The following is a 12782-nucleotide window of genomic DNA, read 5'->3' as shown; positions in this document are numbered from 1 at the left end:
TTTCCATTAGCCTTAGCAGACTAATGGAAAGTGACCTGGAATACCTTTTTAGAGGGATTCGCTTAACATGATATAGAGGGTATAGACTACACTAGCTGTTAGTGCCAATGCCCCGAGTGTTCCCCATAAAGGAATTGCTAGTAGCATTAATACCAAAGAAATCCAGAACCTGGAACTGGCTGTGCCATCATACAGGAACATTGCTAATGGTGGAATAAAAAGCGCAATAATCACCAAAAGGATAAGGGCTACATCTGAGGAACTGCTGTTTTTTCGCATATCACGAAGCTGTTCCCGCACCGCTTTACGGAAACTACGCCGTTGCTCTTTACGCAATTGGCGTTGTTCTTTTTTACTCATTTGTTGATCAGAAACTTCTGTTTTTTCAGCTGGCTTGGGGTGCAAGACTGCCGCCTCTGATACAGGGGATGCTATGATTAATGCAAAAACAAATAGTAGGGAAAGTTGGAATAACTTCATAGTGCAAAAAAGATTATTGAGTTGCAAAAATAGGTATTCTTAGGCTATCGCAGTAGGTCTTTTAGCGTTTTTACGCCCCGTCTCTCTAATCGTCCTAATAGCTTTACGAGTAAAAGTGAGGTCAGAAATGCATCTCCGCTGGCAGTGTGCCGTCCTTCGACAGGAATGTGGTATGTTTTACACAATTCATCGAGGCTATATTGCCCCGCTTGCAGTGGCGATAATTGACCTTGCAAAGGAGCGGTGAGCCGCTTGGCCAGATGAGCAGTGTCTAGAACTTGATTTTGCAATGGCCCACCTAATTGTAGCAAGAAGGCATTGTTTAACATGGCAAAATCGAAAGCAATGTGGTGGCCAACAATGATGCTGTCTTGCAGATAAGCTAAAAGATCAATGAGAATCTTTTGATTGTCAGGACGATGCGCAGAATGCTTTTGCAGAATGCCATGTACGGGCACACTTTCTCTTTCTTGATTTCTATAAAGATCACCAGCAGAAAAGAAAGCCTCAAAGCGGTCGCCGATAAATATTTGCTGGTCTTTTATTGCTATGGCACCAATAGAGAGCAGCTTGTCAGTAGTGGGGTCTAAGCCTGTGGTTTCTGTATCCAAAACCACCATTCTTTGGGCTCTGAAAAGGGGCTTCCTTGGGGCAGGTTGATCAAAAAGACGGGCATACTCCTGCCAGTAGTTGGTAGCGGGGTATTTGGGTTTGACCCGGAATATTTTTTTGATCCAACTCATGTACTAATTGTGTTTAACCAAAGAAACTTACTTGGTATCGGATTTTAATAATGTCTTGTAAATCATTTATAGGGCGGAAGGTGTTGCGCAAATTGAGCCTTTGCATTTTTGTCATCTCTTCCATCAGAAGAAATTTACCTGAATTGTTATTCTTGAGTCCTTGCAATGCCCGGTAGCGGATAAGGATTTCGTAAGCATCGGCGGCTTGCTCAAAGAGCTCACGGTGTTTAGGCTCTAGTTCGGCAAGTTTCTCAAATCTTTTAAAGGTATTGTTGACACCTGTGACCTGATGACCAAGGATGAGGAGCCTTGCCGCATCGGTAAGTGGCATCATTGCCCGAGATTTTATGTTAAAGGCATCCTTGTGCTCCCCATTTTTCTCTACCATGAAATTGCGAAAAAAGGTGAGTGGCGGCGGGTTTTGTAGTGCATTTTTGGCCAGTAAAGAAAGAAAAATTCCCTTTTGGTCGATGGTGTCAAAAATATGCTCCCCAAGTTGATTGGAAAATTCTTCTTCACCATATAATGACCTGAAATCGAAGAAAATATTACAGTGCATAATATTTTGGTTCGTTGGCGTAAGTATCCAATCCGAGAATTGGTTTTTCCATTCTTGCAGGGATAGGCACCACTTAGGGTTGCTAGCCATCATCTCACCAGGGCAGTACACAAAGCCACAAGTATTGAGATGATAGGTGACCTTTTGTGCGAAAGCCAGGAACTGACTTCTGGTGTTTTCCAATTCGGCCTTGGGGACATCTTCAAAGACGAGCGCATTGTCCTGGTCGGTACGCAGCAGCTGCTCGCCACGGCCTTCGCTACCCAAACCTAGCCACGACCACTTAATCTGAGGTAGGGGAGTGGTCAGTTCTTCCAGCGCTATTTCGATAACTCGAATAATTAGGGCATCATTAATTTCAGTCATGACAGTTGCTATGAAGTCCATGGCAACTTCCCTTTCCAGGTATTGCTGTAGTAAGCCTTCTGCCTTAGTGCGGATGACAGCTAGCTCCTCTGCCGAAGAACTTCTCTTCATCTCCCGGATGAGGATAGCTGGGTTGTTCCCTTGTAATACAAGAAGGTCGTGTTCCGAAAGAATGCCAGTTACGGGGGTGTGTGGCGTTCCATCCTGGGTAATACACAAATGGTGTATGCCGTTTTTCATCATAGCGATCTGTACCTCAGCTACACTGCAATCAGGTTGAATTGTTATTACTGGATGGGTCATAATATCTGAAACTGGCTGGCGTCGACTTACCTCTCCAGTGACTACCCGGTTTCTTAGGTCGCGATCTGTCAAGATCCCTATTGGGTGTAGTTGTTCATCTGTGATAAGAATCGATCCTACATGTTTTTGTTGCATAATCCTGGCGGCTTCCTGAATGGTAGCAGTAGGCGCACAACATACGGGAGATTTGCTATGATTTACAGATTGTATTTCAAACAAGGACGTCTGAAGTAATAGGGCAGGGTCCTTGTCTAAAAATAGCTTTCCTTTAAATAGCTTGCTGTATTTATCACTAATGCCAAAGGCAAAGTTCTGAGCGAGGTAATAGCCTACTTTGGGCTGTGTTTCAATCAGTTCTTGTAGATCATCTACTTTTATGGCATAGAGTAGACATTCTTCGGCAGCTTTCGCTGATAGCACATAGGGTTGCTTGGCAAGTAGTGGTCGCAGCCCAAACAAGTCTCCCTCGTCGCATACCTCTACCAGTAGATTTTCGTCTTTTTTTAATAACTCTATTGCTCCTTCCCGCACTACGTAGATGTATTCCTGTGGAGATTCGCCCTCCGTGAAAACAAATTCTCCGGTTTGGAGGTACTTGATAACAGTATCTCCTGCGATTTTTTCAAGCATAGCTTTATCCAACATAGAGAAGGGAGGATACGCTTGGAGGAAACGGTAGACGCGGTCCGGAATGACGTTCATAGCAGAAAGCTTATTTCATGAAAAGTAAAAATACTTTGTCGGTTATTCCGCATTATTAGCGGATAAATATTCGGACTTTATTGACTTGAGCTATCTTTGTCTATAAGACCTGAATAAAAAAAGCTGTTATGTCGCATTTCTCTCGTTCAATCCTTGGTGTAGTTGTTATTGCTGCCTTTTCTCTTGCACTAAACACTTCTGCACCACCCCCACCTGGGCCAATCCAAGCTTACCTTAATGGTGTATTCCCTAATACAACACCTGGTGCTGGTGGTGCGTGGGAATTAGAAGATCCACTGCCTGGTCAGACTTTTTATGGTCCAATTCGGATTATTCCTTTTACAGGTACTGATGATATTTTAATCCTGGGTAAGAAAGGTGAAATTTGGCGGGTTAATCTGGAAGATCAGTTTTCAGAGAGGGTACTGGATATTACAGATCGTTCTTTTAAATTGGGAGATGGAGGAACGGTAGGGATGGTGTTGCATCCGGAATTCGGAAACCCTGCTGCACCTGATAAACAACTTGTTTTTGTTTATTATCGTACCAAGCCTGACCCTGATCAATGGGATGAAATTGGCTATAACCGATTGTCAAAGTTCACTTGGGATGCTACTACAGAGACATTCGATGCTGATACAGAAGAGGTTCTTATTCAACAATATGATCAAAGTACCTGGCACAATGGTGGCGCGATGTTTTTTGGCCCTGATGGAATGCTATATTTATCTATTGGCGATGAAGGAGAATTTGATCATCGCGCTTCTTCTACACAGCGATTAGATGGTGGCTTGTTTAGCGGGATTCTTCGAATAGATGTTGACAATGATCCTACTCGGAGCCATCCCATTATTCGCCAACCGAAGGTAAATGAAAACCCACCAGCAGATTGGCCTGAGACCTTTACTCAAGGCTACATGATTCCAAATGATAACCCTTGGCTTAGCCCAGACGGCGATTTTCTGGAAGAATACTATGCTACCGGAATCCGTAGTCCTTACGGCATGTCGTATGACCCTGAGGCCGATGTGATATGGGTAGCTGATGTCGGAGGAGGAGCAATGGAGGAAATTACCCAAGTGCGCAAAGGTGACAATCTACAGTGGCCTTATTTGGAGGGGACCTTTGTGAGTGAAGATTTTACGAGACCAGCAGAGGAGGATTATATTGGTAATGAAAAACCACCTTATCTAGCGTACGATCGAACCTATGGCGCTTGTGTGATTGGTGGGGAGGTTTATCAAGGTGTTGCATTTCCTGAATTGAACGGGAAATACATTTTTGCTGATTTTACCAGTAACCTGTTGATGGCACTAAGTACAACAAGTGAACAGGTGGAGCCAGAAATTGAAACACTTATTAGTGACCTGGGCGCTCAACCTGTAGATATTCCTCAAGGGGCAGGTATAACAGGTGTGTTTCCCCAGCCAAATGGTGATATACTAATTGCAGTTATTGGTAGTAGAATGGAATCTATTCCTGGTAAGATTTTTCGCTTGAAACGTACAGTAGATGTTCCCGATCCTCCTGCTAAGCTTTCTGATTTGGGGGTTTTCGCTGATTTGGAAACACTGACTCCGATACCAGGTATAATTCCTTATGAGACTAATGCTCCTTTGTGGTCGGATCGGGCAGAGAAAAAGCGTTGGATCGCAATTCCAAATGATGGTACTTATGATACGGTGGATGAGCAGATTATCTTCAGGAAAGAAAGTGATTGGAGTTTTCCAGAAGGAACGGTATTCATTAAACATTTTGAACTGCCATTGAGCGAAAGCGCTAATAGTCCTACGGTTCGCTTAGAAACACGTTTTTTTATTATTGGGGAAACAAAACGCTATGGTCTCACCTATCGTTGGAATCAAGAAGGAACAGAAGCTTTTTTGCAAGGAGGGGGTTCTTCCAAGAGTTTTGATATCACCGATGAAAATGGGCAGTTTGCGTATACTCAAAGCTGGGACTTTCCTAGCCGTGAACAGTGTCTTACTTGCCACAACTCTACAGCTAACTATGTTTTGGGAGTAAAAACGCATCAGCTAAATGGTACAATGTCTTATCCTCACTTGGGAAATGAAATGAACCAATTAACTTACCTCAATGACCTGGGCGTATTCAAGCAGGATATAGGCGAAGCAAATCAATATAAGCGCTCTTATCCAATAGATGATGAATCCGCAGATTTAGAACTTCGAATTATGTCTTATTTAGATGCCAATTGTGCTTCTTGCCATGTACCTGGCAACTTGCCTACGGTGAATATGGATCTACGTTTTAATACTCCTTTAGTACTGAAAAACTTTGTTAATTTTCCAACAACAAGTAATGCATCAAACCCGAATCGCCTTATCGTAAAACCTGGTTATCATGCTGAATCCGAGTTTTGGTTACGTGATGCTAGTATCAATCAGAATCGCATGCCACCCATTGCTCGAAACCTGGTTGACGAAGTGTATATTGATAAATTAGCAGAATGGATAGATGGATTACCTGAAGACTTCGGGCAACAAGATGAGAATCTTTTCTTTCCGAATCCAACAGGCGATTGGTTGGGTATACGGCTCAGTGATCAACTGGAAGGTCCGTTTGAATTGTCAGTTCATGCGTTATCAGGGAGGCTTATTCACCGAACTACGATGGAAAATCATTCTGAGTATTTAGATTTTAGCATACTGCCCGCCGGGGTTTATATTTTTAATATTTCTAACGGGACAACTGAGATTGTAGAAAGAGTTGTGGTTTATTAAGGCAATCTCTGATTGAGTAGTCAAAGTGTTGGTTGGGGCCTCGATTATCTTTTGTTGGAGACAAGAGGAGAGTAGATGAAAACAAAATTAACAAAAACATCTAGATATTTAGATGTGTTTTGTATTTTTGGTCATGTTACCGATTGTTATTCGGTAAAAGTTTCTATTGTTTAGCATATTAACTGCCCTGTCATGACCTACCAAAAAGAATACCAAAACAGCCTTGCGGATCCGATTGCTTATTGGACGGAACAGGCAAAAGCCCTTGACTGGTTATCTTTTCCTGAAAACATCCTTAGCCAAGATGAAGATGAACTTTATCGTTGGTACAAAGGAGGGAAGATGAACACATCCTACTTGGCACTGGATTATCACGTGGCCAATGGTCGGGCTGCACAAACGGCACTGATCTACGATTCTCCTGTTACCAATACGAAGGAACAATACACTTACCAGGAGTTGTTGGACGAGACGGCTCGTTTTGCCGGTGTACTCAAGGCGCAGGGCATCGAAAAAGGCGACCGAGTGATTATTTATATGCCCATGATCCCGCAGGTAGTCTTTGCCATGTTGGCTTGTGCTCGATTGGGAGCAGTGCATTCGGTGGTGTTCGGCGGTTTTGCGGCCCATGAATTAGCGATCCGCATTGATGATGCTAAACCCAAGTTGATTCTTGTGGCTAGCGGAGGCAAGGAAATTGAACGTATTGTTCCTTACAAGCCCATCATTGATAAAGCATTGCGCGAAGCTACTTTTCAACCACAGGCCTGCATCGTATACCAGCGGGATTTTGTAAAAGCAACGCTTCAGGAAGGCCGGGATTTTGATTGGGAAACGTTACTCGCACAAGCAGAACCGGCTACTTACACCCCGGTCGATGCAACAGACCCCTTGTACATCCTCTACACCTCTGGTACTACAGGCCAGCCAAAGGGGATTGTTAGAGATAACGGAGGTCACGCTGTAGCGCTGCATTACAGTATGAAAAATGTTTATGGTGTAGTTCCCGGAGATACCTACTGGGCTGCTTCGGATGTGGGCTGGGTCGTAGGTCACTCCTACATTGTTTATGCTCCTTTAATCTATGGCTGTACCACTGTTCTATTCGAAGGAAAGCCGATAAAAACGCCGGACGCAGGCACTTTTTGGAGAGTGATTGAAGAATACCAAGTTAAAGTGTTTTTCACAGCACCAACAGCATTTAGAGCGATCAAAAAAGAGGATGCTAAAGGAAAGCTTAAAGAGCAATACGACACCTCTTGTCTTAAATACCTTTTCCTTGCCGGAGAACGCACAGATATTAATACGTTGAACTGGTGTGAAGAAATGCTGAAGGTTCCTGTCATTGACCATTGGTGGCAGACGGAATCCGGCTATCCTATGCTGGCAAATATGGCAGGGTTGGAGCTTCAACCCATAAAGCCAGGATCGGCCGGCCCTCCGGTTTGTGGTTTTGAGGTTGCAATACTCGATCACGAGAACCAAGAAGTTTCCACTGGCGAAGAAGGAGCTGTGGCTATTCGGTATCCATTACCTCCGGGGTGTTTGCCCAACCTATGGGAAGATACACCAAGGTTCAAAAAGTCTTACTTGTCTGCCTACCCTGGCTACTACTTTTCAGGAGACGGAGGGTACAAAGATGAAGAGGGCTACGTCTTTATTACGGGCCGCATTGATGATATTATAAATGTTGCTGGGCACCGATTGTCTACGGCCGAGATGGAAGAAGTGGTGGCGGCCCACCCAGCAGTCGCAGAATGCGCAGTTATTGGAGTTGCCAATGAACTAAAAGGACAAATTCCAGTAGGTTTCTTTGTTTTGAAAACCGGGATTTCTGCAACAGAAACAATCATTGAAAAAGAGCTGATCAAAATGGTCAGAGATACAATAGGGCCAGTTGCGGCTTTTAAGCGCGCAGTTCAAGTAGATCGTCTTCCAAAAACCCGATCCGGGAAAATTCTTCGCAAAACCATGCGAGCCATCGCCGACAAGCAGACCTTCAAGCCGCCATCAACGATAGATGACATAAGTGTCCTGGGAGAACTAGAAACGCTCATGACCGAAAAAACAATAGGCAATTGCGGAAGGTGAATATTTCAGAAGCTAGACGCATCGTTTTTTGAACCACCAAAGGCACTTAAGTTTTTTTGAAACGCCCTATGTGGGAGCTAGATGAAATCGTTTGGTTGGAAAGGTGTAGGCTGGACTTCAGTCCGGCCACAATCGCAATATCTTCCCGCTCGGACTGAAGTCCAAGCCACGTCTTAAGCATTCAATCCCAAACGATTTCATTTAGCACCCCTATGTGTCTATGTGATAAAAAAGCATCATGCTATAAGGTGGAAAGGTTACACAAACCGACCTGTATAAGTATGTGGACTCAATAGCAATAACTCCTGCCTGATCTCGTCGCTTACAGGTAACTCTTTAATGAAGGCCTTGATTTCCGCTTCTCCTACAGCAGCCTTGCCTCTTGTTAGTGCCTTGAGCGCTTCGTAAGGCTTAGGGTAATTTTCTCTTCGCAGGATGTTCTGGATGGCCTCTGCAATAACAATCCAGTTGCTTTCGAGGTCAGCGTGTAGCTTAGCTTCGTTGAGGAGCAATTTACTTAGCCCTTTTTGTATCGCTTGGAAAGCAATCATAGTATGTGCAAAAGGCATGCCTACATTGCGTAAGACAGTACTATCGGTAAGGTCTCTTTGTAGTCTGGAAACCGGCAGTTTATGTGCCAAGTGCTCAAGTAGCGCATTAGCAATTCCGAGGTTGCCTTCCGCATTTTCAAAATCAATCGGGTTTACCTTGTGTGGCATGGCGCTTGATCCTACCTCGCCGGCAATGGTCCGCTGGCGGAAATATTCCATAGAGATGTATGTCCATATATCACGACAGAAGTCAATAAGGATGGTGTTGATACGAACCATGGCGTGGAAGAACGCAGCCAAATTATCGTAATGTTCAATCTGTGTTGTGGGATAAGCCCGCTTGAGCCCAAGGGAATTTTCTGCAAAATTTTCTGCAAAAGTATGCCAGTCGTACTCAGGGTAGGCAGCATAATGGGCATTAAGGTTCCCGGTAGCACCACCAAACTTCACCCTTAGCTCTATGTTGGCCAGTTGTTCTAGTTGATGTTCCATCCGAGCTGTGAAGACGGCGATTTCCTTACCCAGTAGGGTAGGAGAAGCAGGCTGACCGTGGGTACGTGCCAACATGGGAATAGCTTTCCATTCTTCTGCCAACGCATTCAAATCCGAAAGGACAGCATTAGCCCCAGGAAGGAAAACATTGCGGTAAGCATCTTGCAAAGAAAGCGGAACAGCTGTATTGTTGATATCCTGGCTAGTAAGCCCAAAGTGGACAAATTCCTGATAATCGCTTAGCCCAGCCTTCTCGAAAGCGGCCTTGATATGATACTCCACGGCTTTGACATCGTGGTTGGTTGTCTTCTCTATTTCTTTGATAGAGGCGGCATCGGCCGATGAAAATTTTTCATGTAATTGGCTTAAGCTTGCAACCTTATCGGCTGCTATACCTTTTAATTGAGGTAAGCCAAGTTCGTGTAGTGCCTGAAAATATTTCACTTCAACCAGCACCCTGTACCGGATTAATGCTGCTTCAGAGAAATACTCACTGAGGTTTTGCGTTTTGTTGCGGTATCTGCCATCAATAGGACTTACGGCTTCTAAGGAGGTCATGCGTCGGAAGATTTATCGTTGCTTATTTCTGCGAATACTCGCAAAAATGGAATATTAAGGGGCAAATGTAAGGACTATTTCAAAGGAGCACGGTGAACAAATCTTAAAATAATTACATTTGCAGTTTTGAAGAAGGTATTATTTGCTCTCTTCCTAGTTTCAAGCGTTGAATAACAAAGCTAAAGTATGCCAAAGAACCTCGTCATTGTGGAGTCACCTGCTAAAGCCAAGACAATCGAGAAAATCCTGGGAAAGGATTTTGTCGTAAAGTCGAGCTTTGGCCATATACGTGACCTGGATAAAGGAAAACAGGCGGTGGATGTGGATAATGAGTTCGCTACTAAATATATCGTCTCTCCTGAAAAGCGTAAAGTTGTTAAAGAACTGAAAGGTTGGGTTAAAAAAGTAGATGAAGTGTGGCTCGCGACGGATGAAGACCGCGAGGGAGAAGCCATTTCCTGGCACTTGTGTGAAGTGTTGGGATTGGACGAAAACACCACCAAGCGGATTGTTTTCCGAGAAATTACCAAGCCTGCTATTCAAAAAGCGATCACTCAGCCAAGAACTGTTGACCTGAACCTGGTAGATGCCCAGCAGGCGCGCCGGGTATTGGATCGATTGGTAGGCTTCGAGCTATCAGAGTTATTGTGGAAGAAAATCAGAGGCAAATTGTCTGCTGGTCGGGTACAGTCGGTAGCCGTAAAGCTAATTGTAGAGAAAGAACGCCAGATTCGAGAGTTTACCCCACAGGCCTTCTTCCGACTCGACGCTATATTCAACGTTAAGAACGAGCAAGGCCGGATGGTTCAGCTCAAAGCTACTTCTCCTGATCGACTTTCGACGGTAGAAGATGCTCAGGAGTTATTAGATAAATGTGTTGGTGCTAATTTCTCGATTGAAAATATTGAGGTTAAACCGCTTAAGCGGAAACCAGCCGCTCCTTTTACGACTTCTACCCTCCAGCAGGATGCAAGTCGTAAACTAGGCTTTTCGGTAAAGCGTACCATGCAGGTAGCTCAGCGCCTTTATGAAGCAGGGCATATCACCTATATGCGTACCGACTCGATCAATCTTTCAGAGCTTGCTCTGGGGACTATCGCTGATCAAATTGAGCAGGACTTTGGTAAAGAGTACGTTAAAGTACGACGTTATAAGAGTAAGAACAACTCGGCACAAGAGGCACACGAAGCCATTCGTCCCACCTATATTGCTAAGCAAAACGTAAGCGGAGATCGTGATGAGCAGCGCCTGTATGAGTTGATTTGGAAGCGGACGATTGCCTCCCAAATGGAAGAGGCGAAACTGGAAAAAACCATTGTAAATATTGGTATTGATAAAGTACCAGGTCGTATTCTTCGCGCAGAAGGCGAGGTACTGGTCTTTGACGGTTTCCTAAAGGTCTATCTGGAATCAAAGGATGACGATGATGACGATGATGAAGTAAAAGGGATGCTACCTCCTTTAAACGAAGGTCAGCAATTACCACTAAATACACTTACAGCGACGGAGAGCTTTACTCGCCCACCAGCACGATATACGGAAGCAGGTTTAGTGAAAGCCCTGGAGGAAAAAGGCATTGGTCGCCCGTCTACTTATGCACCTACGATCAGCAAAATCATGGAAGAAAACCGTGGTTATGTTGTGCGTGAGTCGCGAGATGGAGATGATCGTGATTTTAGGGTGATGACCCTTCAGGATAATAAAGTTAGTTCAGAGACCAAGACAGAGAAAGCAGGAGCTGTAAAGAATCGCCTGTTTCCAACAGAGATTGGCATTACGGTATCAGACTTTCTAGAAGAGCATTTTGATAGCATTATGCAGTACGGTTTCACCAGTGATATCGAGGCACGCTTTGATATGGTTGCTGATGGAAAAGAAGACTGGACCAAGATGCTACGGGAGTTTTATGATCCTTTTCATAGCAATGTTCAGGTGATTACGGAAACAGCAGAACGCGTAACCAAAGAACGGATTATTGGTAATGACCCGGAAACAGGTAGAACGATCCTGGTACGCTTGTCTCGCCGGGGACCTGTTATTCAAATGGGAGCCCCTGATGAGCTGTTGCCTGATGAAAAACCCCGCTATGCCAACCTGCCTGCCGGGATGGAAATGGACGATATTGATTTGGAAATATCCTTGAAGCTATTTGAATTACCCAAAACATTAGGGGAGTTTGAAGGCAAGGAGGTCATCGTAGGAGTAGGACGCTATGGCCNCTATGTTCGCTGGGGGGATGCCTATATCTCTTTAGGGCGAGGAGCAGACCCACATGAAGTTGACTATGAGATGGCCCTCGAAAAGATTGCCATTAAGAAGAAAGAAGACGAGCCGGTCGCTCATTACAAAGAGGAGCCTATTACGAAAGGGAAAGGACGTTTTGGCCCATTCATCAAGTGGCAGAAATTGTTTGTCAACGTACCCAAAAGATACGATTGGGAAACCCTAACCGAAGCGGAAGCCATTGAGTTGCTGGAAGCGAAAATCGAAAAAGAGGCCAATCGTTACATCCAACGCTGGGATTCTGATGAAATCAGCATTCAAAATGGCCGTTGGGGACCATTTATCAAATATAAGAAGGTCAATGTTAAGCTTCCCAAGGTAGGCAAGGACAAAATGACGCCTGAGCAAGCCAAAGAGTTAAGTCTCGAGGACGTAAAGGCGATTATCGAAGAAGACCTTCCTGGATCATTTACAAAAGGGAAAACTAAAGCCAAAGCTAAACCTAAGGCAAAGGCCAAACCCCGTAAGAAGAAATAAAATGTATAACGACTGTTGAGACACGGATTTTTTTCGTGTACTTATCCTTTACTTGATAAAGTGAGGGGCAATGGCAGTTGCAATAATATCAAAACCATTATGGCTGAGCAAAAGAAAGGAAAAAACCAACTCAATATAGAATTGCCAGAAGATGTAGCAGAAGGCACTTACGCTAACTTGGCAGTTATCGCACATTCCAACAGTGAATTCATCATCGATTTTTTACGCCTGGTACCTAACGTGCCTAAGGCTAAGGTGAAATCACGAATTATCCTTACGCCACAACATGCTAAACGTTTGTTGAGAGCTTTGGCAGAGAATGTGCAGAAGTTTGAGAAACAACACGGCACAATTCAGGAAACTGAACCAAACTCTGGTGGAATTCCTCCGATTGGATTTACACCAACAGCACAAGCTTAATTATTTTATCTTT

Annotated in this window: 8 protein-coding genes; 4 read left to right on the top strand and 4 right to left on the bottom strand. The window is 44.2% G+C overall.

Annotated elements, in window-relative coordinates:
* Positions 1 to 48 precede the first annotated feature (48 nt).
* From A3EU_RS0127370 to A3EU_RS0127360, 3 genes are read right to left on the bottom strand one after another with little or no spacing between them, the layout of a single operon-like run.
* Positions 49 to 480, bottom strand: coding sequence for a YqaE/Pmp3 family membrane protein (locus tag A3EU_RS0127370; RefSeq protein WP_020539376.1), 432 nt, complete (start codon positions 478 to 480; stop codon positions 49 to 51).
* A gap of 44 nt (positions 481 to 524) precedes the next feature.
* Positions 525 to 1223, bottom strand: coding sequence for a 3'-5' exonuclease (locus tag A3EU_RS32105; protein WP_020539375.1), 699 nt, complete (start codon positions 1221 to 1223; stop codon positions 525 to 527).
* Between the two features lie 13 nt (positions 1224 to 1236).
* Positions 1237 to 3153 carry a DUF294 nucleotidyltransferase-like domain-containing protein gene (locus tag A3EU_RS0127360; protein ID WP_020539374.1) on the bottom strand — a complete coding sequence of 639 codons (1917 nt, stop codon included), beginning with the start codon at positions 3151 to 3153 and terminating at the stop codon, positions 1237 to 1239.
* Between the two features lie 128 nt (positions 3154 to 3281).
* On the opposite strand from A3EU_RS0127360, the gene A3EU_RS0127355 reads away from it, so the two are divergent.
* On the top strand, positions 3282 to 5897 hold the full coding sequence (locus tag A3EU_RS0127355; protein WP_020539373.1) for a PQQ-dependent sugar dehydrogenase: 2616 nt from the start codon (positions 3282 to 3284) through the stop codon (positions 5895 to 5897).
* 192 nt (positions 5898 to 6089) lie between these two features.
* Entirely contained in the window at positions 6090 to 7988 is a 1899-nt protein-coding gene (locus A3EU_RS0127350; protein WP_020539372.1) for a propionyl-CoA synthetase, read from the top strand.
* 257 nt (positions 7989 to 8245) lie between these two features.
* Here the strand turns inward: A3EU_RS0127350 and purB are convergent, their stop codons facing one another.
* Positions 8246 to 9589: an adenylosuccinate lyase gene (gene purB / locus A3EU_RS0127345; protein ID WP_020539371.1), complete on the bottom strand. Its 1344-nt coding sequence runs from the start codon at positions 9587 to 9589 to the stop codon at positions 8246 to 8248.
* Positions 9590 to 9775: 186 nt separating this feature from the next.
* Between purB and topA the strand changes: the two genes are divergently transcribed.
* Positions 9776 to 12349: a type I DNA topoisomerase gene (gene topA / locus A3EU_RS0127340; protein ID WP_020539370.1), complete on the top strand. Its 2574-nt coding sequence runs from the start codon at positions 9776 to 9778 to the stop codon at positions 12347 to 12349.
* Positions 12350 to 12448: 99 nt separating this feature from the next.
* The gene (locus A3EU_RS0127335) at positions 12449 to 12769 is read left to right on the top strand and encodes a DUF3467 domain-containing protein (protein WP_020539369.1); all 321 of its coding nucleotides are present in this window, start codon (positions 12449 to 12451) and stop codon (positions 12767 to 12769) included.
* The last annotated feature ends 13 nt before the right edge of the window (positions 12770 to 12782 follow it).

Origin of the sequence: Lewinella cohaerens DSM 23179 (assembly GCF_000379805.1) — a bacterium.
Lineage (GTDB): Bacteria > Bacteroidota > Bacteroidia > Chitinophagales > Saprospiraceae > Lewinella > Lewinella cohaerens.
This window is presented reverse-complemented; position numbering and strand designations above follow the sequence as displayed.